Origin of the sequence: Azospirillum brasilense (assembly GCF_008365405.1) — a bacterium.
Lineage (GTDB): Bacteria > Pseudomonadota > Alphaproteobacteria > Azospirillales > Azospirillaceae > Azospirillum > Azospirillum brasilense_D.
This window is the reverse complement of the sequence record NZ_QOKV01000001.1, coordinates 469753-492416: the sequence shown is the minus strand read 5'-3', so window position 1 is coordinate 492416 and position 22664 is coordinate 469753. Positions and strand designations below refer to the sequence as shown.

Here is a 22664-nt window from a genome sequence, read left to right as displayed (position 1 = left end):
CTTAACTCCACGACTCGGAGTTCTTATTCTGCGAACGGGCGATGAGTCATTCAATTATCGAGTCAAATCAGTTCAAATACGCAAATCTTGATGCGCCACCCTCATCCGGTGATTGATAAACTGTTTTCCTAGAGAGAGACAACCCGCGTCATCCATTTTGGAGCGCACCAATGGATTGCAAACCCAGAACCATGATCTGGGTTGCGACGGTGTTCGGTTGTTCTGGAAAACGCTACCGCACCAGCTCGCGCATCGCGGCGTCCAACCCCTGCAACGTGAGAGGGTACATGCGCCCGCCCAAAAGGCGTTGCAGCATGCGGGTGCTTTCCGTGTAGCCCCAGCGCGATTCCGGCGTGGGGTTGAGCCAGACGGCGCGGCTGTAGACCGACAGCATCCGCTGCAGCCAGACCTGTCCCGGCTCCTCGTTCCAATGCTCGACGCTGCCGCCGGCATAGACGATCTCGTAGGGGCTCATCGCCGCGTCGCCGACGAAGACCAGCTTGTAGTCGGCGGGATAGGTGTGCAGCACGTCCCAGGTCGGGGTGCGTTCCTCGTGGCGGCGCTTGTTGTCGCGCCACACGCTCTCGTAGACGCAATTGTGGAAGTAGAAATGCTCCAGATGCTTGAACTCGCCCCGCGCGGCAGAGAACAGCTCCTCGACCAGCCGGATGTGGTCGTCCATGGAACCGCCGATGTCGAGGAACAGCAGCACCTTCACCGTGTTGTGCCGCTCCGGCACCATCTTCAGGTCCAGCCAGCCGGCGTTGCTGGCGGTGGCGCGGATGGTGCCGGGCAGGTCCAGCTCGCTGGCCGCCCCGGTTCGCGCGAACTTGCGCAGGCGGCGCAGCGCCACCTTGATGTTGCGGGTGCCGATCTCGACCTGATCGTCCAGATTCCTGAACTCCCGCTTGTCCCACACCTTCACGGCGCGGCGGTGGCGGGACTCCGCCTGACCGATGCGCACGCCCTCCGGGTTGTAGCCGTAGGCGCCGAAGGGCGAGGTTCCGGCGGTGCCGATCCATTTGGAGCCGCCCTGGTGCCGCCCCTTCTGTTCGGCCAGCCGCTCGGCCAGCGTCTCCATCAGCTTTTCCCAGCCGCCCAGCGCCTGGATCTGCGCCTTCTCTTCCTCGGTCAGGAAGCGTTCGGCCAGCTTGCGCAGCCATTCCTCCGGCAGGTCGACCACGGGAATCTCGTCGCCGCCGGCGCCCTCCGTCCCCTCCAGCCCCTTGAAGACCTGCCCGAACACGCGGTCGAAGCGGTCGAGATTGCGCTCGTCCTTCACCAGACAGGCCCGGCTGAGGTAATAGAAGTCTTCGACGCGGAAGGCGGCGACGCCGCGCTTCATGGCCTCCATGAGCGTCAGGTACTCGTTCAGCGAGACCGGCACGCCCGCCTTGCGCAGTTCGAAGAAGAAACCCGTGAACATGCCGCCTCCCCCCGTGGGGTTTCGTCCCCATCCGCCCTCATCGTAGCGCCGACCCGCCAGGAACGCCATGACAGCCCTTCTCGACTTCGCCCGCGCGCTGGAGTTCGCCGCGCACAAGCACATCGACCAGCGCCGCAAGGGCGTGCGCGCCGAGCCCTACCTCAACCACCTGTCGGAGGTGGCGTTCCTGTGCGCCGAGGCGACGGCGGGCAAGGACCCGGTGGTGATCATCGCCGCCCTGCTGCACGACACGCTGGAGGACACCGACGCATCCTATGAGGAGATCGAGCAGCATTTCGGGGCGGAGGTCGCCGGGGTCGTCGCCGAGACCACCGACGACAAGCGGCTGCGCAAGGCGGAGCGCAAGCAGCGCCAGATCGACGCCGCCCCCACCGCGTCCTCCCGCGCCAAGCTGGTGAAGCTGGCCGACAAGGTGTCCAACCTGCGCTCGATGGCGCACAGCCCGCCCGCCGACTGGCCGCTGGAGCGCAAGATCGAGTATTTCGAATGGGCGTACGCGGTCGTCGCCGGCTTGCGCGGCACCGACGCGCGGCTGGAATCGCTGTTCGACCGCGCCTATGAGGACGGGCTCGCCGAACTGCGCGGCGACGCGGTCTGAGCCTTCGCGGTCAAAGTGTTGATCTGTCGCAATGTGACTACATCACGGAAGCCTTATAAAAGAGGGACTAGGTTGACCGCCGCGTCAAAGCAAGGTCGCACACCATGTCCCTCCACTCTCATGCCCCCACCGCCCACGACGCCGACCAGCCGCGCGAGCGCTGGTTCGTGCATCGCCCCAAGGTCTACGCCGCCGATGTCCGAGGCCGCTTCCGCCAGTTGAAATGGCTGGCCCTGGCGATCCTGCTCGGCGTCTATTACGTCACGCCCTGGCTGCGCTGGGATCGCGGGCCGGGCATTCCCGATCAGGCGGTGCTGGTCGACATGGTGGGCCGGCGCGCCTACTTCTTCTGGATCGAGATCTGGCCGCAGGAGGTCTATTACCTGACCGGCCTGCTCATCATCGGCGCCTTCGGCATCTTCTTCGCGACCACACTGCTCGGCCGCATCTGGTGCGGCTACGCCTGCCCGCAGACGGTGTGGAGCGACCTGTTCATGTGGGTGGAGCGCAAGCTGGAAGGACCGCGGACCGAGCGCATCCGGCTGGACAAGGCGCCCTTCTCGGCGCGCAAGCTGGGGTTGAAGGCTTCGAAGCACGCCATCTGGCTGATGATTTCCCTGGTCACCGGCGGCGCCTGGATCTTCTACTTCAACGACGCTCCGACCCTGCTGCGCGAGATCGCGACGGGCGAGGTGTCGTGGAAGGTGCTGGCCTTCGCCGGGCTGTTCGCCGGCACCACCTATTTCTTCGCCGGCTGGGCGCGCGAGCAGATCTGCATCTACGTCTGCCCGTGGCGCAGCTTCCAGGCGGCGATGGTCGACGAGGACACCTACGTCGTCACCTACCAGGACTGGCGCGGCGAAGGGCGCGCGCCGCTGCGCAAGTCGCAGAGCTGGGACGAGCGGACGGCGGAGGGGTTGGGCGACTGCATCGATTGCAAGCTGTGCGTCCATGTCTGCCCGACCGGCACCGACATCCGCAAGGGCCAGCAGATCTCCTGCATCGGCTGCGGCCTGTGCGTGGACGCCTGCAACGACGTGATGGCCCAGGTCGGACGCCCCGGCGACCTGATCCTCTTCGACACCCGCTCCAACCAGGTCGCCAAGGCCGACGGTCAGGCCGCCCCGGTGCGGCTGCTGCGCCCGCGCACGGTGATCTACGCGCTCATCATCCTGGTGGTGACCGGCGCCATGGCGATCTCCCTGGCGATGCGCCCGACGCTGGACGTCAGCGTGCTGCGCGACCGCGCCCCGCTCTATGTGCAGCAGTCGAACGGCGACGTGCAGAACGCCTACACCATCAAGATCCTCAACAAGACGCACGAGGCGCGAACCTACCGCCTGTCGGTGGAGGGTTTGGCGAACGCCGACCTGTCGGTCGCCAGTGTGGATGCCCAGTCGGGGAACTCGCTGACGCTCGCCGCGGACGCGGATTCGGTGGCGACCTACCGCATCTTCGTCCGTGTGCCGCGGGGCGCCGCAACGCCGGGGTCCACCGACGTGACGGTGTTGGCGCGCGACCTGACGAGCGGCGAGATTGGTCGGCACCGCAGCGTGTTCATGGCGCCCTAGGAATCCCTCTCCCGTCCCGGGAGAGGGTGGCCCGAAGGGCCGGGTGAGGGTCGTGCAAGGATCAAGGCAGTGATTCTCGAACGACCCACACCCTTCCCGCGCCTTGCGCGGGCCCCTTCCCTCTCCCGGGGCGGGAGAGGGACAGTCCGCATCCGTTCAGTGCATCGTGTGCCCGCCAGCCGCGGCGGCACCGGTGAGCAGCGTCGGGTCCAGCATCCCGAAGATCATGGCGATGTGGGCGACAATCAGGAACAGGCCGACCAAGGCGGCGTGGATCGCCATACGGCCGTGCTCGCCGCGGCCCCGGCCGATCACCCCGAGGTCCAGGAGCGCGATGCCGCCGAGCGGGACGATGCCGGCGAGGTAGAAGCCCACCGCCAGCACATCCGCCGGCCCGCGCCAGCCGCCGGACGCGGTCAGCGGAACGACCGCGTTCTGCATCAGATGGACGAAGACACCGGTGAAATAGACGCCGACGGTGATGCCGGCCCAGCGGTTCAGCCGCCGCACCGGACCGTCGTAATTACGGGTGTAGAGCAGATACAGTTCGCTGATCGCCACCGTCTCGGCCAGGATGACGGGGACCGCCATGAAGATCAGCAGGTTCCAGGGCTGGTTGACGGCCAGCAGTTCCATGTAGTGGGTCATGTTCATGGGATGACTCGCGCGTGTTCGGCGGGCGCGCCGGTGCCGCGATGGGCGTAAGACCGGACACGTCCGCAGGTCGGGGAAAAGGCGACGGAACGACGGGAGTCAGGCGCGCGGCGGCGGCAGCGGCGGCGCGTGGGCGGTGGCGGCGGGCTCGGTGTCCACACCAGGAAGCAGGGTCGCGATGCGATGACCAAAAGGCACGCCGACCCGGGCCGGAAGGCCGGTCAGGTCACAGGCCCCGCTCAGGCAGACGCACCCGGCGGTGCCGTGCGCATGGGTCTTTCCCGAAACCGGGCTATCCGTCGGGTGATCGATGGCGCAGTCCGCGGCGTCCTGCCCCGTGGCGGACTCGCAGTGCGATGCCGGGAGGTCCGGCATGCGCATGGGTGCGGCACCGCCGAAAAGCCCGACGGCCAGAACCACAAGCGCGAGGAGGGACACCAGACGAGCCACGGGGACAACCGGCCTTCTGCCTGCGAGGCCACCGTCTTCCGGACGGTGCGCCCGCAGGATGATCCTGAGCCTGCCCCAGCCCCGCGGTCTTTGATGTCGATCAAGCAGCGGCCAGCGTCCGCACCAGCGTGTCGGAATCCACGTTGCGGCCGGACAGCACGGCGACGGCCCGCCCCTCCTTCGGCACCTTCCCGGCCAGCAGAGCCGCGACCGCGGCGGCCCCGGCACCTTCCGCCACCATGCCGAAGGAGCCGTGCAGGGTCCGCATCGCCGCCGCGACCTCCGCCTCCTCCACCTCGACCAGTGCGTCCACGAAGCCGGCCAGCAGAGCCTGCGGCAGCTTGCCCAGCGCGTCCACCGCGATCCCATCGGCCAAGGTCGGTCCCCGCCGCCGCGCCAGCCGCACCCCGACCACGGTGACGGAGGGCTTGCGCGCCTTCACCGCCGCCGCCATCCCGGCTAATAGGCCGCCGCCTCCCACCGGCACCACCAGCGTCTCAAGGTCCGGACGGTCGGCCAGCACCTCCAGCCCCACCGTGCCCTGCCCGGCGATCACGTCCGGATCGTCGTAGGGATGCACGAAGGTCAGCCGCCGTTCCGCCGCCAGTTGCAGCGCGCGGGCCTTCGCCTCCCCCACATTGGACCCGGACAACACGACCTCGGCACCCAGCGCCGCCGTCCGCTCCACCTTGCAGCGCGGTGCGGTCACCGGCATGACGATGGTCGCCGCCACGCCCAGCCGTTGCGCGTGCAGCGCCAGACCGGCGGCGTGGTTGCCCGCCGACATGGCGACAACACCCGCCGCGCGCTCCAGCGCCGTCAGGCGCAGCAGGCGGTTCAGCGCGCCGCGCTCCTTGAAGGCGCCGGTCGCCTGGAAGGTCTCCGCCTTCAGCCAGACGTCACGCCCCAGCACCGGAGCGGGCAGCAGCGGCGTGCGGACGATCCGCCCGTTCAAACGCTCGGCGGCGTCCTCGATGGCGGAGAGGGGGAGCCAAGACGGCAAACGGTCTTCGGTGTCGCGGCTCTCGCTTTTTCTGGGGGAGGAAACGGAAGGCAGACGGGTGGCGTGCGCGGACGGCATCGCGATAGTCCTCGGGCGGAGGGAACGAACGGGGGCGGAGAAGGAAGGCGCGAAACCCGGCCCGCGTCAGCGGACCGGGACGATAATTCGCGCAGAGCCCCGCATTCGCTCCGCCAGAGGGCGCAACGGACGCGTGAAGCGACGGGTCAGGGGATCGTGATGAACCGGATTGCGGGTTCCGGAAGACCCAGGGCGCACGGGCACGCCACACTCCACACCAGATTGCGAAAACAAACGCTCGCGGTCCGGCGCCCTCTGTCAGAGCGCCGGGGCGGTAATTCGCATTCGGTTCAGGTGCTGGGTCGATTGCATGGGTTCAGGCTGCCCCAGAAGGACGGCCGCGGTCAAGCGCTTCCTAGCGCCCTTCCCGCTTGGCGAGAAAAGCCAGCCGCTCCAGCAGATGCACGTCCTGCTCGTTCTTCAGGAGCGCGCCGCACAGCGGCGGGATCAGGCTGCGGGTGTCCTTGGCGCGCAGGGTCTCGGGGTCAACATCCTCGACCATCAGCAGCTTGATCCAATCGAGAAGCTCCGAGGTGGAGGGCTTCTTCTTGAGGCCGGGCACCTCGCGAAGGCTGTAGAACAGCGTCATCGCCTCGCGCAGCAGGTCCTGCTTCAGGCCGGGATAATGAACATCGACGATCCGCTCCATGGTGTCGCGGTCGGGGAAGCGGATGTAGTGGAAGAAGCAGCGGCGCAGGAAGGCGTCCGGCAGTTCCTTCTCATTGTTCGACGTGATGATGACGAGCGGGCGCCGGGCCGCCTTGACCGTCTGCCGCGTCTCGTAGACGTGGAACTCCATGCGGTCGAGTTCGAGCAGCAGGTCATTGGGAAACTCGATGTCGGCCTTGTCGATCTCGTCGATCAGCAGCACGGGGGGCTCGGGCGCATCGAACGCCTCCCACAGCTTGCCGCGCACGATGTAGTTGCCGATGTCGTGCACCCGCTCCTCGCCGAGCTGGCTGTCGCGCAGGCGGCTGACGGCATCGTACTCGTAGAGGCCCTGCTGCGCCTTGGTGGTGGACTTGATATGCCAGGCGAGCAGCGGCTTGCTCAGGGCGCGGGCGACCTCCTGGGCCAGCACGGTCTTGCCGGTTCCCGGCTCCCCCTTCACCAGCAGCGGGCGCTCAAGCGTGATGGCCGCGTTGACGGCCACCATCAGGTCGTCGGTGGCGACGTAGGAATCGGTGCCGGTGAAGCGCATGCCAGTCGGTTCCGCGGTATTGTTCGTTGACCCGCGCATCCTTCCAGCACGGCGGGCGTCATGCAAGACGGAACCGCCGTAGGCCGCCCGACGTTCCCCCGCGAAAGGAGTCCGCCATGGCGACCGATCCGAATTCGACCGATCCGAATTTCTGGCCCGATTATCTGGAACAGCATCGTCACCCGACGAACCGGGCGCTGCACGTCGCCGGCACGCTGTCGGCGGCGGCCCTGCTTGGGGTGGGACTGGCCCGCCGCGACTGGCGGGCGCTCGTGGCGGCGCCGCTGGTCGGCTACGGCGCGGCGTGGCTGGGCCATTTCCTGGTGGAGCGCAACCGGCCCAAAACGCTGGACGCGCCGCTGGCCTCGCTGGCCGCGGACGTCCGCATGGCCGGGCTGGCCCTGACCGGACAGCTGGCGCGGGAATACCGCCGCTACGGCATTCCCGACCGCCCCGGCCTCGTGATCCGCCGGCATCCGCCGGAAGCACCCGCCCCAATGTTAGAGCGGGTGTCACCAGAGAGCATGCGCGGTTAGGAGGCGGCCTTCGCCGCCACCGCCTTCTCGATGGCCTCGACGGCGGCGGGCGCCAGCGCGGCGTCCGGACCGCCGGCCTGGGCCATGTCCGGACGGCCGCCGCCGCCCTTCCCGCCCAGCGCCTCCGCACCGACGCGCACCAGATCGACGGCGCTGATCTTGGCCGTCAGGTCGTCGGTGACGCCGACGACGATGGACGCCTTGCCCTCGTTCGACGCGATCAGCACGACGACGCCGGAACCGACCTGCTTCTTCAGCTCGTCGGCCATCGGCTTCAGGTCCTTGGCCGGCAAGCCCTCGACCACGCGGGCGGCGAACTTGACGCCCGCGATGTCCTTGGCCTCGTTGCCGCCGTCCGCCTTCGCGCCGCCGCCCATGGCGACCTGACGGCGGAGTTCGGCCAGCTCGCGCTCCATCTTCCTGCGCTCGTCGACCAGCGCGGCGAGGCGCGTCGGGACGTCCTCCGGACGGACCTTCAGGACAGACGCCGCCTCGGTCAGCAGATGGTCGCGCTCCGACAGCCACGCCTTGGCGCCGGTGCCGGTCAGCGCCTCGATGCGGCGCACGCCGGCGGCGACGGCGCCCTCGGCGACGATCGTGAACAGCCCGATGTCGCCGGTGCGGCGAACGTGGGTGCCGCCGCACAGCTCGATCGAGTAGTCGCGGTCCAACTCTCCGTGCGGGCCGCCCATGGAGACGACGCGCACCTCGTCGCCGTACTTCTCGCCGAACAGGGCCATGGCGCCGGAGGCGCGGGCCTCGTCCGGGGACATCAGGCGGGTGACGACCTCGCTGTTGCCGAGGATGCGGCGGTTCACCTCGTCCTCGACCGCGGCGATGTCCGCCGGGGTCAGCCCGGTCGGCTGGCTGATGTCGAAGCGCAGGCGCTCCTGGGCGACCAGCGAGCCCTTCTGGGTGACATGCTCGCCCAGGCGGCGGCGCAGCGCCTCGTGCAGCAGGTGGGTTGCCGAGTGGTTGGCGCGGATGGCCGAGCGGCGCTCCGTGTCCACGCGCAGCTCCACCACGTCACCGACCTTCAGCGTGCCCTTGGTGACCGTGCCGACATGGGCCCAGACGGCGCCCAGCTTCTTCTGGGTGTCGGAGACGGCGACCTCGGTGCCCTCGGCGGAGAAGATCACGCCGGCGTCGCCGACCTGACCGCCCGATTCACCGTAGAAGGGCGTCTGGTTCACGATGACCAGCACCTCGTCCCCGGCGGCGGCCTGCTCGACGCGGGCGTCGCCCTTGACGATGGCGGTCACCTTGCCCTCGGCGACCTCGGTGTCGTAGCCGAAGAACTCCGTGGCGCCCAGCTCGTCCTTCAGCTCGTACCACAGCTTCTCGGTCGTCGCCTCGCCCGAGCCGGCCCAGGATTCGCGAGCCTTGCGACGCTGCTCGTCCATGGCGGCCTTGAAGCCGCTCTCGTCGACCGGGCGGCCCTGGGTGCGCAGCACGTCCTGGGTCAGGTCGAGCGGGAAGCCGTAGGTGTCGTACAGCTTGAACGCGACGTCGCCGGGCAGCGGCTGCCCCTCGCCCAGACGACCGACCTCGTCCTCCAGCAGGCGCAGGCCGCGCTCCAGCGTCTGCTTGAAGCGGGTTTCCTCCAGCTTCAGCGTCTCGACGATCAGGGCGCGGGCGCGGTTCAGCTCCGGATAGGCGTCGCCCATCTGCTGGATCAGCGCCGGGACGAGGCGGTGCATCAGCGGCTCGCGCGCGCCGATCATGTGGGCGTGGCGCATGGCGCGGCGCATGATGCGGCGCAGCACATAGCCGCGGCCCTCGTTCGACGGCAGCACGCCGTCGGCGATCAGGAAGCAGCAGGAGCGCAGATGGTCGGCGATGACGCGGTGCGAGACGGCGTGCGCGCCGTCCGGCGCGGTCTTCGTCACCTCGGCGGAGGCCACGATCAGCGCCCGCATCAGGTCGATATCGTAGTTGTCGTGCTTGCCCTGGAGCACGGCGGCCAGACGCTCCAGCCCCATGCCGGTGTCGATCGACGGCTTCGGCAGGGCGATCAGGTCGTCCGGACCGCGCTGCTCATACTGCATGAACACGAGGTTCCAGATCTCGATGAAGCGGTCGCCGTCCTGGTCGGGCGAGCCCGGAGGACCGCCGGCGATGTGCGGGCCGTGGTCGAAGAAGATCTCCGAGCAGGGACCGCAGGGGCCGGTGTCGCCCATGCGCCAGAAATTGTCGTCGGTCGGGATGCGGATGATGCGGTCGTCCGACAGGCCGGCGACCTTGCGCCAGATGCCCGCCGCGTCCTCGTCGGAGCTGTGGACGGTGACCAGCAGCTTGTCCGCCGGCAGCCCGAACTCCTTCGTCACAAGGTTCCAGGCGAAGGAGATCGCGTCGTCCTTGAAGTAGTCGCCGAACGAGAAGTTGCCCAGCATCTCGAAGAAGGTGTGGTGCCGCGCCGTGTAGCCGACGTTGTCCAAGTCGTTGTGCTTGCCGCCCGCGCGCACGCATTTCTGCGAGGTGGTCGCCCGCGAATAGGGCCGCTGCTCCGCCCCGGTGAAGACGTTCTTGAACTGCACCATGCCGGCGTTCGTGAACATCAGCGTCGGGTCGTTGCGCGGAACCAGCGGCGACGACTCCACGATCTGGTGGCCGTTCTTCGCGAAAAAGTCCAGGAACGTGCGGCGGATGTCGTTGGCGGTCTTCATAGGCTGTCCAGGCTCCGGTACGGTCGGCTACAATCGGCGGCGCGGCCTTGTTCGCGGCCGAACCGTGCTTTTAACGTGACTTGCGGTGGCTGTCCACCGAGTGCCCACGACAGGCTCCTGCGCGGCGACAGGCCGCGTGGACGGAGCGCCACACATTTGCATGATCGTCGGCGCGGACGGGCGGTGGAATCGGCCACCGCCCCGCCGCCAATGAGGAGGCTCGACGGATGAGAAAGATCCTCGAACTCCTGATCCTGCTGTTGCGGGCGCTCAAGCTGCTGCTTGAGATCCTGAACCGCTAGGACCGGGCCGGCGGACGGGTGCTGGAACACCCGTCCGCCAAGCCTGAATGTAAGGTCTTTCCAGCCGTCCGGCAAGACGGCGAAAGCCCCTCCCCGGCGTACCGGAGAGGGGCTTTCACGCAGCGAAACCGGCTTGCCGCCTTGGGATCACTCCGGGGTCGCGGCCTCGCCGTCGGCCTCCGGGGTGCCCATCATCGCGTCGGCGACGAGGCCGGCGTTGCCGCGGATCTTCGCCTCGATGGAGTCGGCCGCCGCCGGGTTGTTGCGCAGGTAGTTCTTGGCGTTCTCGCGGCCCTGGCCGATCCGGGTGCCATCGTAGCTGAACCACGCGCCCGACTTCTCCACCACCCCGGCCTGGATGCCGAGGTCGAGAAGCTCGCCCACCTTCGACACGCCCTCGCCGTACATGATGTCGAACTCGACCACGCGGAACGGCGGGGCCATCTTGTTCTTCACCACCTTCACGCGGGTCTGGTTGCCCACCACCGTCTCGCGGTCCTTGATCGCGCCGATGCGGCGGATGTCCAGACGGACGGAGGCGTAGAACTTCAGCGCGTTGCCGCCGGTGGTCGTCTCCGGGTTGCCGAACATCACGCCGATCTTCAGGCGGATCTGGTTGATGAAGATCACCAGGCAGTTCGACTTGGCGATGGAACCGGTCAGCTTGCGCAGCGCCTGGCTCATCAGGCGGGCGTGCAGGCCGACGTGGCTGTCGCCCATCTCGCCTTCCAGTTCGGCGCGCGGCACCAGGGCCGCCACCGAGTCGACCACCAGCACGTCGACGGCGCCGGAGCGCACCAGCGTGTCGGCGATCTCCAGCGCCTGCTCGCCGGCGTCGGGCTGGGAGATCAGCAGTTCGTCCACGTTCACGCCCAGCTTGCGGGCGTAGGACGGGTCCAGGGCGTGCTCCGCGTCCACGAAGGCGCAGGTCCCACCGTTCTTCTGGGCCTGGGCGATGGCGTGCAGCGCCAGCGTCGTCTTGCCCGAGCTTTCCGGCCCGTAGATCTCGACGATGCGGCCGCGCGGCAGGCCGCCGATGCCCAGCGCGATGTCGAGGCCGAGCGAGCCGGTGGAAACGACCTCCGTCTCGACCGTGTTCTCGCGGGCGCCGAGCTTCATGATCGAGCCCTTGCCAAAGGCGCGCTCGATCTGCGCCAGAGCGGCATCCAGGGCCTTCTGCTTATCCATGGAATCCTTCTCGACCAAACGAAGCTGTGCGGACGACATGCCCGTCTCCCCTTGTTAGATCACATCCGCGGCCCCAGGGCCAACGATCTCACCAACGGTCATTCGGTGAGAGAGAATGTACCAGCTTTGTTCCTCTCCGCAAAGCCCTAAGTTCCGCGAATGTTCTCGTCCGAATGTAGGAACGATCCGGAGCCGCGCAACGGAATTCCAACTGCGGCGTTCAAGAAGGGAAGCCTCGCCAACAACGCCCAAAAACAGCCGGACATGAACACAGCCCACTCGACGCTCGACCGCATGATCGACCGCCTCACGACACAGCGTGTGGCGCTCGGCTGGGCCGCCGGCTGCGTCGCGGGAAGCCCCGGTCTGGTGATGGAGATCGGTCTGGGGAAGGGCCGCACCTACGACCATCTGCGCAGCCTGTTCCCACAGCGCGACATCCTGGTGTTCGATATGGGAGCGCGCGTTCCCGCCTCTCTGCGTCCGGACGATGACCGGCTGTTCCTCGGTGATTTCCGGGACACGCTGCCCGCCGCGACGGAGCGCTTCCGCGGTGCGGTTCGGCTGGCCCATGCCGACATCGGCAGCGCGCGGGAGGACGAGGAGGACGGCATCCGCAACTGGATCGGCGGGCTGATCGAACCCTTCCTGGCACCGGACGCGCTGGTCCTGTCGGACCGGCCGATCGGCGCGGGGCGTCGCGGCTGGGAGCCGGTCGACGTACCGGGAACGGAACGCTGGGCCTATCACGGCTGGCGCGTCGGATAGGCGCCACCGTCATCCGCGCCGCTACTTCCCGTCCCGGATGACCTCCTTCACCTTGGAGGCAAGCTGCTTCAGGGAGAAGGGCTTGGGCAGGAAATGGGCGACCTCGACCCCGTCGATCTCGCCCAGCCGATCCTCGGCGTAGCCGGAGATGAAGATGACGCGCATGTCGGGCCTCATCTGCCGGACATGGCGGGCCAGGGTCGGGCCGTCCATCTGCGGCATCACCACATCGGTGATCAGCAGGTCGATGCGGTTGCCGTCCGTGCCGAGCTGCTGCAACGCCGCCTCGCCGTTCTTGGCCTCCAGCACCTGATAGCCCTTGTTGCGGAGCGCGCGGGCGGAGAAGACGCGCACGGCGTCCTCGTCCTCCACCAGCATGATGGTGCCGGAGCCGGTCAGGTCGCTGCCGCGCCGCTCGCGCGGCTCGCCCTGGTCGGGACGGGCCTCGCCCTTGTGACGGGGCAGCAGGATGGTGAAGGTCGTCCCCTCCCCCTTCTCCGACTCGACCAGCACGAAGCCGCCGGTCTGGCGGACGATGCCGTAGACGGTGGACAGCCCCAGCCCGGTGCCCGACCCCACGCCCTTGGTCGTGAAGAAGGGCTCGAAGATGCGCTGGAGATTCTCCTTGGGGATGCCGCAGCCGGTGTCGATCACCTCGATGGACACATAGTCGCCGGGCGGAATGGTCTCGTGCTCGCGGCGCTGCGCCTGCTCCACCACATGGTTGGAGGTGACGATGGTCAGCCGCCCGCCCCCGGCCATGGCGTCGCGCGCGTTGACCACGAGGTTGATGATCACCTGTTCCAGCTGGTTCTGGTCCACCTTCACGTAGCCGATGTCCCGGCCATGGAGCATCTTCAACTCGATGTTCTCGCCGATCAGCCGGCGCATCAGGTTGCCAAGCTCGGCCAAGACGTCGGTCACGCTCAGGATGCGCGGCTGAAGCGTCTGCTGGCGCGAGAAGGCCAGGAGCTGCCGCACGAGGTTGGCCGCGCGGTTGGCGTTCTGCTTGATCTGCATGATGTCGCTGAAGGACTGGTCGCCCGGCTTGTGGCGCAGCAGCAGCAGATCGCAGAAGCCGATCATCGCGGTCAGCAGGTTGTTGAAGTCGTGGGCGACGCCGCCGGCCAATTGGCCGACCGCCTGCATCTTCTGCGATTGGGCGAACTGGGCCTCCAGCCCCTTGCGCTCGGTCATGTCGATGAAATGCAGGATCAGCCCCACCGCCCCTTCCGGCCCCACCCCGCCGAGCCGCCGCGCGTAGAGCTGGGCCACCAGTTCCCGCCCGCCGGTCAGCCGCACCTCCAGCGGGGCGGCGGGGTCGGAGCCGCCCTGCACGGCGGTCAGCCGCTCGGTCACCATGGCGCGCTCCGCCGGGACGATCAGGTCGGCCATGGCCCGCCCGAGAACGTTGCCGGCCTCGCTGCCGATCAGCGCCAGGAAGGCCTGGTTGCACTCGGCCAGCCGCCCGCCCTCGTCCACCAGGGCGATGCCGATGGGCGCGTCCTCGAAAAAGCGCTGGAAGCGCTGCTCGGAGAGGCGCAGGGCCTCCTGCCATTCGCGTTCCGGCGTCAGGTCGCGCACGACGGAGCGGGTGTGCGAGACCCGCCCGTCCTCGCCCCTCACCACGCTCTGCGCGACATAGGCCTGGAAACGGCGACCCTGGAGCCCGTGCATGGCGATCTCGCCGCGCTGCTCCATCCCGCCGCCATCCAGAAGGTCATAGGGGGCGGAGGCGGTGGGTGGGTGGGCCAGCGCATCGTGAAGGCGGCGGCCTCCTTCGACCAGATCCTCCGGGGCGCAGCCCAGCCACTTCGCCAGGGTCGCGTTCACGAACTGGAAATGCCCGTCCTGGTCCACCGAGAAGAAGCCGATCGGCGCATGGTCCATGAAATCCACAAGCTGGGTCTGCTCGCGACGGGTCACCTGCTCCAGCTCGCGCCGGGCGGTTATGTCCTCGACACGCCACATCACCGCCCCGGCATGCCCGTCGATGGGCTGGCCCTGGATGCGGCGCCATTCGGCGGCGCGCCCCTGCTGGCGGACCGCCAGCTCGATGGAGCCGGGGTAGCCGCCCTTCACCCGTTCGCACAGGCGGCGAAAGGCGTCGGCGCTGTCCGGATCGTCGGCGAACTGGCGCTCGAGCGCACGCAGCGGCGGTTCTCCTTCGCTCCAGCCGGTCAGCGAGCGGAAGGTGCTGTTGACGAAGACCACACGCCCGGCCCCATCGCAGACCAGCTGGCCGGACGGAAGCCCCTCCAGCGCGCTGCCCAGCAGGGAGCCGACGCGGGCCACCCGCCGCCGTGCACGGACCATGCGGATCGCCAGGACCAAGGCTCCTGCACCCGCGGTGGTCAGCCCGGCCCAGGCCAGCGGGTCGCGGTCCAGAACCACCCCCGCCCCCGCCGCGGCCAGCCCGGCCAAAAGAAGGACCGCCAACGCTCCCGTGGCGAACGCGCCGCCCGGCCGCTCCCCCATCCCCGCGACACCAACGGTGCGGCGTCCGGCGGGAGCGCTGTCGGCAAAGGAAGAGGTCGTGTCGTCCACCGGAACTCCAGGTCAGCCGTTCGCTGCAAGGAAAGGTCCGGGAACGGTCCTCAGTTCCGCACCGCGCGTCCTTTCAGCTTGAAGACATAGGTAATGACTTCCGCCACAGCGCGATAGTGCTCGGACGGAACCTCCTCGTCGATATCGCATGCGGCATAGAGCGCACGGGCGAGGGGCGGGTTCTCCATCACCGGTACGCCGTTTTCCTCGGCAATCTCACGGATCTTGAAGGCGACGGCGTCGGCGCCCTTCGCCACCACCATCGGGGCACCCATGGTGGTGGAGTCGTATTTCAGCGCGACGGCGAAGTGGGTCGGGTTGGTCACCACCACGTCGGCGTCGGGCACCGCGGCCATCATGCGCTTGCGCGCCCGCTCGAACCGCAGCTGGCGGATGCGCCCCTTCACATGCGGGTCGCCTTCGGCCTGCTTGTGCTCGTCCTTCACCTCCTGCTTGGTCATGCGCATCTTCTTGTCGAAGCTGTGGCGCTGCCAGAACAGGTCGGCCCCGGCGATCAGGGTCAGGATGGCCAGCACGCCGGCCAGCAGCCGGAAGGACAGGCCGTCCATCTCGCGGAGCAGCATCATCATGTCGATGCCGATGAAATGCTCGATGGTGAGCATCATCGGCTGGAGCGCGATGTAGGCGACGACGCCGACCACCGCGACCTTCGCCAGGCTCTTCAGAAGATCCACGCCCTTCTGGGCGCTGAACAGGTTGGCGATGCCGGAGATCGGGTTCAGCTTCCCGAACTTCGGCGAGATCAGCTCCCAGGAGACGTTGAAGCCCTTCTGCCCGATGGTGCCGATCACCCCGGCGAACAGCAGGAACAGAATCGGCAGCCACAGCGCCCACAGGATGTCCTTCATCACCCGCATCAGCACCGCGCCGACCCCGCCCTGGTCCATGGGGATCTGGTCCAGGTTCTCGAAGAAGAAGTTCAGGCGGGGCACCATGCCCTTCAGCATTTCGGGCAGGGTCGTGACCAGGATCACCAGCGCGGCGGCGATCATCAGCCAGTTGCCGATTTCCTGGGTCATCGCGTACTGGCCCTGCTTGTGGGCCTCGTCGAGCTTCTTTTGCGTAGGGTCTTCTGTTTTGGATGATTCATCCGCGTCTTCGGACACCGGCTCTCTCCCCGCTCAGCCCGGTCTCAGGAAATCGACGAAGGCGGCCTCGAAATGGGTCAGCCAGAACATCATCATGGCGGCCAGCGTCAGGGCGAACATGAACAGCCCCATCGCGACCTGGAGCGAGGTGAACAGGAAGAACACCTGGATCTGCGGCGCCAGCTTGTTCAGAAGCCCCAACGCCAGCGCGAACAGCATGCCGGAGATCAGGAACGGCGCCGCCATCTGCACGCCGAGCATGAAGGACTTGCCGACCAGCTGCCCGACCACGTTCGCCATGTCGTCGATGGGGATCGCCGCGCCCGGCGCGAAGGTGGAATAGCTGTCCACCACCGCCATGATCAGCAGATGGTGCAGGTTGGTGATGAAGATCAGCAACAGCCCCAACCACCCCATCAGGGCGCCGGGCAGCGATCCCTGCGACGCCATGGCCGGGTTGAACATCTGGGCATTCGACAGGCCGGACTGAAGCGCGATGATCGTGCCCGCCACTTCCAGCGCGCCCATCAGCAGGCGGGCGACGGTGCCCATGAAGATGCCGACGGTCACCTCGCCGGCGATCAGGACGAACAGGCGGAAGATGTTGTCGGGGATCGGCGGCATGCGGTCGCCCAGAACCGGCGCCACCAGAACGCTGACCGCGACGGAAAAAAGAAGGCGCGTGCGGGTGGAAACGAAGGCGTCGCCGATGGTCGGCATGATGCTGAAGGCCGTTCCGACGCGCGCGAAGACCAGCAACCAGAGGAAGATCTGGTCGCCCAGAAACTGCTGGAGCAGGTTCATCCGCCGCCGCCGGGCAGGTTTCCGGCGTTGGGGACGCTGTTGGCTCCGGTGCCGATGGCGACGATGCGGTCGGCGACCTCATGCTCGAAGAAGGAGCGCAACTCGCCCAGCATGAAGGGCATCAGCAGGATCGACAGGCCGAAGACCAGCAGGACCTTCGGCACCATCGCCAGCGTCTGCTCGCTGATCTGGGTGACCGCCTGGAACACCGAGATGACCGTGCCGACCACCATCATGGCGACCAGCACCGGCGCCACCACGAACACCAGCGTGACGATGGAGGTGCGGCAGATCTCGATGACGTCGGTTTCGCTCATGATGCTTCGCTCGGGGCGCTTTCGCTCAAGGAAGGGAAGCCGCCATCAGATCGGCATGCGCAGGATTTCCTGATAGGCCGACATCACCTTGTCGCGCACGGTGGTGACGGTTTGCAGAGTCACCTCGGCGTTGGTGACGGCCTGGACCACGTCGGTCAGATCGGCCTGGCCGACGGCGGCCTTGGCGGTCATCGTCTCGCCCTGCTTGAGGTCGCCGATGACCTCCTTGGCGGTCTGCTCCAGCACGTCGCCGAAGCTCACGCCGTTGCGCGGGGCCATGCCCGGTCCGGTGGTGGAGGCGGCCGTGTTCGCGTAGGCCGCGGCGGCGTTGATCGGGTTGATCATGGGACGTGCGTCCTTCCTTTAGAAATGCGTCGCCGCGTCAGGCGCGGAGGATGTCGATGGTGCGCGTCAGCATCTGGCGCGCGCTGTCCACCGCCGAGAGGTTGGCTTCGTAGGAGCGCTGCGCTTCGCGCATGTCCATCGCCTCGACCACCGAGTTGACGTTGGGCAGCAGCACGTAGCCATCGGCGTCCGCAGAGGGGTGCGATGGGTCGTAGCGCCGCTCGAAGTCCTTCTTGTCCACGTCGATCTTGGCGACGCGGACGAGATCGACCCCCATCTGGCGGTCCAGAGCGTTCTGGAACATCACGACCTTGCGCCGGTAGGGCAGATCGCCCGGCGTTTCCGCCGTGGTGTTGGCGTTGGCCAGATTTTCCGCGATGGTCTTCAGACGGGTGCCCTGCGCCTTCATGCCGGACGCGGACACCGCCATCGACGTGTAGAGATCCATGTTCCGCCCCCTTCGCCCAAACCCTGCCGCCCCGAACCCCGCCGCTCCTTAACCGCCGCTGCGGATGGAGGACCGGAGCAGGTTGACCTGCTTCTTGTAGAGGTTCGTGATCGTCTGAAAATCCATGCCGGTCTGGCCCTGCTTCAGCATCTGCTCTTCGAGGACCACGTTGTTGCCGTCCGGCGCCGTCTCGTAGGGATTGCGCTGGCGCTGCTCCTGGTTCAGCCCGCCCGCGCCGCGCGTCCCCTGGAGGTGAGAGGCGTTGGTCGCGCTGGGCTGAAGGCGGCGGCTGTCGGACAAGGCGTCGCGGAAGGTGAAGGGCTTCAGGTCCCGGCCCTTGTAATCCGGCGTGTCGGCGTTCGCGATGTTCTGCGCGATCACGTTCTGGCGTTCGGTCAGCCAGCCCATCTTGCGCGACATCAGCTTGAAGAGGCCGAGATTCTCGAGATTCATCGCCGGGTTCCGGTCTGAGGGCCTGCCGCCCGGACGCGCGAAAGGGCGCAGCAAGGCGGGCGGGATGCATCACAGCGTTCCGATCTTCCGCCGTTTCAGTTAATCAAAGATGAATGCCACCCACGGCATCGCTCCGTCCTTTCCCGCCACGCTTGAGCTTCATGCTTCGTTAAGCATGTTCCGCCAGGATACGCCCATCGACACAGGCCATCCGGCAGGAGCCCCTTGTCCGAGCCGACTCCCAACCGCCGCCCTCTCCCCAACCGGCCCGTCGCGGTCGCGTTGAAGTATGAGCTGGGCGACCAGTCCCTGCCCCGCGTGGTCGCCACCGGCAAGGGTCATGTGGCCGAACAGATCCTGGAGCTGGCCTTCGCCAACGGCGTGAAGGTGCGCGAGGATGCCGACCTGGTGCAGATCCTGTCGGCGGTGGACATCGACTCGGAAATTCCCATCGAGGCCATCGCCGCCGTGGCCGAGATCCTCGCTTACGTCTACCGCGCCAACGGCACGCTGCCGCCGTCTGCGGAACCGGCCACCGGAGAGGCTCCGTGACAGAGACCGCGACGCTCCGCCGGGACATCCAGGCTCTGGCCGCCGCGCTGGAGGAGACCCGCGACCAGATGGAGGCCGGACTGACGGCGGACCTCACCGGGCTCGACACCCGTGTCGCCGCCCTGTGCGCCGAGGCGCAGTCCGCCCGCGGCGACGCCGAACTGGCCGCCGCCCTGGAACGCCTGCTCCCCACGCTGGACGCCGTCGCCGCGGCGCTGACCCGCCAGAGGGAAACGCTGGCCGCCGCCGCCGAGGGACGCCACGACCCCCATTCGGCGCGTCAGCGCGCCAGCGCCGTTTACGGCCGCAGTGCCCCCGCCGACCTCCCGTCCGACCCGCCGGCCACGCCGTCCCGACAGAGCTGACCTGATCCATGGGCCTCGACCAGTACATCCAATTCGTTCTCGCCCTCGCCTTCGTCATCGCGCTGATCGTGCTGGTGGCCTGGGTGATGCGCCGCATCGGTTTCGGTGGCATGACCGCCACGTCGGGGCGCCAGCGCCGGCTGGGCGTCGTCGAGGTGCTGCCGCTCGACGGCAAGCGCCGGCTGGTGCTGGTCCGCCGCGACGACCGTGAGCATCTGCTGCTGCTGAGCGCCTTCGGCGACCAGGTGGTCGACCAGACGCCACGCGGCGGCTTTTCGGGTGCGATGGCCGAGGTTTCCGCCCCGCCGCCCGCCGCCTTGCCGCGCGCCGGGGACCGGTCGTGAAGACCGGCACGGGCATGACCAGACGTCTGACCTTTGCCGGCCTGCTGGCACTGGCGATCGGGGTGGCCGGGGCGCTGGCCACCGGGCCGGCGCTGGCGCAGAGCATGACTTTCGACCTGGGCGACGCCGGGGGATCGACCACCGGGCGCATCGTCCAGATGGTCGCGCTGATCACGGTGCTGTCGCTGGCGCCGTCGATCCTGATCATGATGACGGCCTTCACCCGCATCGTGATCGTGCTGTCCTTCCTGCGCTCGGCGTTGGGCATCCAGCAGGTCCCGCCGAACACGGTGCTGATGTCGCTGGCGGTCTTCCTGACCTTCTTCGTCATGGCCCCGGTGTTCGAACGCTCCTACAACCAGGGCATCCAGCCGCTGATCAACCAGGACATCGACGAGACGGAGGCGTTCCGCCGTACGGTCGCCCCGCTGCGCGAGTTCATGCTGAAGCACACCAGTGAGAAGGACCTGCGCCTGTTCATGGACATGGCGCGCATCGAGAACGTGACGGACGCCGAACAGACGCCGCTGCACGTCCTGGTTCCCGCCTTCATGATCTCGGAGATCAAGCGGGCCTTCGAGATCGGCTTCCTGCTGTTCCTGCCCTTCCTGATCATCGACATGGTGGTGTCGTCCATCCTGATGTCGATGGGCATGATGATGCTGCCGCCGACCATGGTGGCGATTCCGTTCAAGATCATCTTCTTCGTGCTGGTCGACGGCTGGTACCTGATCGCCGGATCGCTGGCCCGCAGCTTCGGCACGCTCTGAACAGGGGGGCCACGGCGTCCGGCACAGATCGTCGCAGGTGAAACGGCCTGCGGACGGGCGCATCGGCTTGCGCTAGTATCGGATCCGGGAAGAGCGTAAGAGGATCGGCCCGCGCGAGCGCACCGACCGCCGCCGTACCCGCAGCTTGTGGCTTCTTCGTCCCCCGCTCGGACTCCCAACGGACCCCCTCCACGTCCCACATGTCAGACACGACCCTGAAAGCCGCGGCACCCGACAAGGGCAGGCTGGCCGCGCTCACCCTCGGTGCGCTTGGCGTCGTTTACGGCGACATCGGCACCAGCCCCCTCTATACGCTGCGCGAATGCTTCTCGCCGGAGCACGGGCTCGCCCTGACCCCGCAGAACATCCTGGGCATCATGTCCATGGTCTTCTGGGCGCTGGTGCTCGTGGTCACGGTGAAGTACGTGCTGTTCGTCATGCGGGCCGACAACAAGGGCGAGGGCGGCATCCTGGCCCTGCTGGCGCTGGCGACCAACAGCCGGCCCGACTCCACCGGGCGGCTGTCCGGCCTGATGGCGATGGGGCTGTTCGGCGCCGCCCTGTTCTACGGCGACGGCATGATCACCCCGGCCATCTCCGTCCTCTCCGCGGTGGAGGGGCTGGAGGTGGCGCAGCCGGCGCTGGAGCGGGTCGTGGTGCCGGTGACCGTCGGCATCCTGATCGCCCTGTTCGGAATCCAGAGCCGCGGCACCGAGAAGGTCGGCCGGCTGTTCGGCCCGATCATGGTCGCGTGGTTCGCCACGCTGGGCCTGCTCGGCCTGATCGAGCTGGTCAAGGAGCCGCAGGTCCTGGCGGCGCTCGACCCGCGTCACGCCGTCCGTTTCTTCGCCTCGAACGGCTGGATCGGCTTCCTGGTGCTGGGCGCCGTCGTTCTGGCCGTCACCGGGGGCGAGGCGCTCTACGCCGACATGGGCCATTTCGGCCGCCGACCGATCAAGGTGGCGTGGCTGGCCGTGGTGCTGCCGGCGCTTCTGCTGAACTATCTCGGCCAGTGCGCCCTGCTGCTGAGCGATCCCACGGCGGTGCGCAGCCCCTTCTATCTGCTGGTGCCGGAGTGGGGTCTCTATCCGATGATCCTGCTGTCGACCTGCGCGGCGGTGATCGCCAGCCAGGCGGTGATCTCCGGCGTCTTCTCGCTGACCCGGCAGGCGGTGCAGCTCGGCCTGTGCCCGCGGCTGGACATCCGCCACACCTCGCAGGAGGAAGGCGGGCAGATCTACATCCCGCGCGCCAACTGGGGCCTGCTGTTCGCGGTCATCGGTCTGGTCGTCTGGTTCGAGTCCTCCAGCCGGCTGGCGACCGCCTACGGCATCGCGGTGACCGGCGACATGGTCATCACCACCATCCTGGCGCTGGTCGTGGCGCATCGCCGCTGGAACTGGAGCTTGCCGGCTTGTCTGGCGCTGGGCGCGCTGTTCCTCAGCGTCGATCTGGCGCTGTTCCTTGCCAACGCGGTGAAGATCCCGCATGGCGGCTGGGTGCCGCTGGTCATCGCCGCGGTGACGCTGGGTCTGATGTCGACGTGGCGGCGCGGCCGTGCCGTCCTGAACCGCCGGCTGGCCGAGGATTCCCTGCCGCTCGACGGCTTCATCAAGCGGCATGCCAAATCCTCGGACATCCAGCGGGTGAAGGGCACGGCGATCTTCCTGACCTCCAGCGCCGACACGGTGCCGATCGCCCTGCTGCACAACCTGAAGCACAATCAGGTGATGCACGAGCGCATCGTCTTTCTGACCGTGCTGGTCGAGGACGTGCCCCGCGTGCCCGCCAAGGAGCGCGTCGTCCTGGAAGGGCTGGCCGACGGCTTCTACCGGCTGACGGTGCGCTACGGCTTTTCGCAGGAGCCGAACATTCCCAAGGCGCTGCGGCTGTGCAAGGCCTTCGGGCTGGAGTTCGACGTGATGACGACCTCCTTCTTCCTCGGCCGCGAGACGCTGATCCCCCGCATCAACCCGCAGATGGCCCAGTGGCGGGAGAAGCTGTTCGTCGTGATGTCGCGCACAGCGGTCAGCGCCACCGACTTCTTCAAGATTCCGCCGAACCGCGTGGTCGAACTGGGCACCCAAGTCCAACTCTGACGGGTCCAGCTCTGACGATCTGCCGCCGCACCAATGAAAAAGCCCCTTT

At 67.7% G+C, this 22664-nt stretch carries 23 protein-coding genes; 9 read left to right on the top strand and 14 right to left on the bottom strand.

Going from position 1 to position 22664, the window contains the following annotated elements; genetic code table 11:
* Positions 1-232: 232 nt before the first annotated feature.
* On the bottom strand, positions 233-1426 hold the full coding sequence (locus DS837_RS02370; protein ID WP_149163244.1) for a vWA domain-containing protein: 1194 nt from the start codon (positions 1424-1426) through the stop codon (positions 233-235).
* 67 nt (positions 1427-1493) lie between these two features.
* On the opposite strand from DS837_RS02370, the gene DS837_RS02365 reads away from it, so the two are divergent.
* Together DS837_RS02365 and ccoG are read left to right on the top strand one after the other, a co-directional pair.
* The gene (locus tag DS837_RS02365) at positions 1494-2045 is read left to right on the top strand and encodes an HD domain-containing protein (RefSeq protein WP_149163243.1); all 552 of its coding nucleotides are present in this window, start codon (positions 1494-1496) and stop codon (positions 2043-2045) included.
* 104 nt (positions 2046-2149) lie between these two features.
* Complete coding sequence (ccoG, locus tag DS837_RS02360) at positions 2150-3616, top strand: cytochrome c oxidase accessory protein CcoG (RefSeq protein WP_149163242.1); 1467 nt, start codon at positions 2150-2152, stop codon at positions 3614-3616.
* A gap of 156 nt (positions 3617-3772) precedes the next feature.
* Here the strand turns inward: ccoG and DS837_RS02355 are convergent, their stop codons facing one another.
* The 4 genes from DS837_RS02355 to DS837_RS02340 all read right to left on the bottom strand — a co-directional run bounded on the left by DS837_RS02355 (position 3773) and on the right by DS837_RS02340 (position 7002).
* Complete coding sequence (locus DS837_RS02355; protein WP_149163241.1) at positions 3773-4270, bottom strand: DUF6803 family protein; 498 nt, start codon at positions 4268-4270, stop codon at positions 3773-3775.
* 99 nt (positions 4271-4369) lie between these two features.
* Positions 4370-4720 carry a hypothetical protein gene (locus tag DS837_RS02350; RefSeq protein ID WP_149163240.1) on the bottom strand — a complete coding sequence of 117 codons (351 nt, stop codon included), beginning with the start codon at positions 4718-4720 and terminating at the stop codon, positions 4370-4372.
* Between the two features lie 100 nt (positions 4721-4820).
* A complete protein-coding gene (locus tag DS837_RS02345) occupies positions 4821-5723 on the bottom strand; it encodes a pyridoxal-phosphate dependent enzyme (RefSeq protein ID WP_247889728.1) in 903 nt (300 codons plus the stop codon).
* 433 nt (positions 5724-6156) lie between these two features.
* Entirely contained in the window at positions 6157-7002 is an 846-nt protein-coding gene (locus tag DS837_RS02340; protein ID WP_149163238.1) for an AAA family ATPase, read from the bottom strand.
* Positions 7003-7118: 116 nt separating this feature from the next.
* Here DS837_RS02340 and DS837_RS02335 point away from each other — a divergent pair, with 116 nt between their 5' ends.
* Positions 7119-7538, top strand: coding sequence for an Mpo1-like protein (locus DS837_RS02335; protein WP_149163237.1), 420 nt, complete (start codon positions 7119-7121; stop codon positions 7536-7538).
* Here DS837_RS02335 and alaS read toward each other — a convergent pair.
* Complete coding sequence (alaS, locus tag DS837_RS02330; protein WP_149163236.1) at positions 7535-10204, bottom strand: alanine--tRNA ligase; 2670 nt, start codon at positions 10202-10204, stop codon at positions 7535-7537. The genes DS837_RS02335 and alaS overlap by 4 nt on opposite strands.
* Positions 10205-10653: 449 nt before the next feature.
* A complete protein-coding gene (gene recA / locus DS837_RS02325) occupies positions 10654-11733 on the bottom strand; it encodes a recombinase RecA (protein WP_149163235.1) in 1080 nt (359 codons plus the stop codon).
* Between the two features lie 225 nt (positions 11734-11958).
* Here recA and DS837_RS02320 point away from each other — a divergent pair, with 225 nt between their 5' ends.
* A complete protein-coding gene (locus DS837_RS02320) occupies positions 11959-12462 on the top strand; it encodes a class I SAM-dependent methyltransferase (protein WP_149163234.1) in 504 nt (167 codons plus the stop codon).
* 21 nt (positions 12463-12483) lie between these two features.
* Here DS837_RS02320 and DS837_RS02315 read toward each other — a convergent pair whose 3' ends face one another.
* Genes DS837_RS02315 through flgB form a run of 7 tightly spaced genes read right to left on the bottom strand, consistent with a single transcriptional unit; the run spans position 12484 to position 18485 of the window.
* Complete coding sequence (locus tag DS837_RS02315) at positions 12484-15009, bottom strand: hybrid sensor histidine kinase/response regulator (RefSeq protein ID WP_149163233.1); 2526 nt, start codon at positions 15007-15009, stop codon at positions 12484-12486.
* Positions 15010-15059: 50 nt separating this feature from the next.
* Entirely contained in the window at positions 15060-16136 is a 1077-nt protein-coding gene (flhB, locus tag DS837_RS02310; RefSeq protein ID WP_149163232.1) for a flagellar biosynthesis protein FlhB, read from the bottom strand.
* 15 nt (positions 16137-16151) lie between these two features.
* Positions 16152-16922 carry a flagellar biosynthetic protein FliR gene (gene fliR, locus DS837_RS02305; protein ID WP_149163231.1) on the bottom strand — a complete coding sequence of 257 codons (771 nt, stop codon included), beginning with the start codon at positions 16920-16922 and terminating at the stop codon, positions 16152-16154.
* Positions 16919-17239: a flagellar biosynthetic protein FliQ gene (locus tag DS837_RS02300; protein ID WP_109070594.1), complete on the bottom strand. Its 321-nt coding sequence runs from the start codon at positions 17237-17239 to the stop codon at positions 16919-16921. The genes fliR and DS837_RS02300 overlap by 4 nt, the downstream gene beginning before the upstream one ends.
* A gap of 45 nt (positions 17240-17284) precedes the next feature.
* On the bottom strand, positions 17285-17584 hold the full coding sequence (fliE, locus tag DS837_RS02295) for a flagellar hook-basal body complex protein FliE (protein ID WP_149163230.1): 300 nt from the start codon (positions 17582-17584) through the stop codon (positions 17285-17287).
* A gap of 37 nt (positions 17585-17621) precedes the next feature.
* Positions 17622-18032 (bottom strand): flagellar basal body rod protein FlgC, encoded by a 411-nt coding sequence (flgC, locus tag DS837_RS02290; RefSeq protein ID WP_094302992.1) that lies wholly within the window; start codon positions 18030-18032, stop codon positions 17622-17624.
* 48 nt (positions 18033-18080) lie between these two features.
* Positions 18081-18485 carry a flagellar basal body rod protein FlgB gene (flgB, locus tag DS837_RS02285; RefSeq protein WP_149163229.1) on the bottom strand — a complete coding sequence of 135 codons (405 nt, stop codon included), beginning with the start codon at positions 18483-18485 and terminating at the stop codon, positions 18081-18083.
* Between the two features lie 225 nt (positions 18486-18710).
* On the opposite strand from flgB, the gene DS837_RS02280 reads away from it, so the two are divergent.
* The 5 genes from DS837_RS02280 to DS837_RS02260 all read left to right on the top strand — a co-directional run bounded on the left by DS837_RS02280 (position 18711) and on the right by DS837_RS02260 (position 22615).
* Positions 18711-19037, top strand: coding sequence for an EscU/YscU/HrcU family type III secretion system export apparatus switch protein (locus DS837_RS02280; RefSeq protein WP_149163228.1), 327 nt, complete (start codon positions 18711-18713; stop codon positions 19035-19037).
* Positions 19034-19402, top strand: coding sequence for a hypothetical protein (locus DS837_RS02275; protein WP_149163227.1), 369 nt, complete (start codon positions 19034-19036; stop codon positions 19400-19402). Before DS837_RS02280 ends, DS837_RS02275 begins: the two co-directional genes overlap by 4 nt.
* Positions 19403-19410: 8 nt before the next feature.
* A complete protein-coding gene (locus tag DS837_RS02270; RefSeq protein WP_149163226.1) occupies positions 19411-19746 on the top strand; it encodes a FliO/MopB family protein in 336 nt (111 codons plus the stop codon).
* A 14-nt stretch (positions 19747-19760) separates the two neighbouring features.
* Entirely contained in the window at positions 19761-20516 is a 756-nt protein-coding gene (gene fliP / locus DS837_RS02265) for a flagellar type III secretion system pore protein FliP (protein ID WP_170295708.1), read from the top strand.
* Between the two features lie 200 nt (positions 20517-20716).
* A complete protein-coding gene (locus DS837_RS02260) occupies positions 20717-22615 on the top strand; it encodes a potassium transporter Kup (RefSeq protein ID WP_149163225.1) in 1899 nt (632 codons plus the stop codon).
* Positions 22616-22664: the final 49 nt, after the last annotated feature.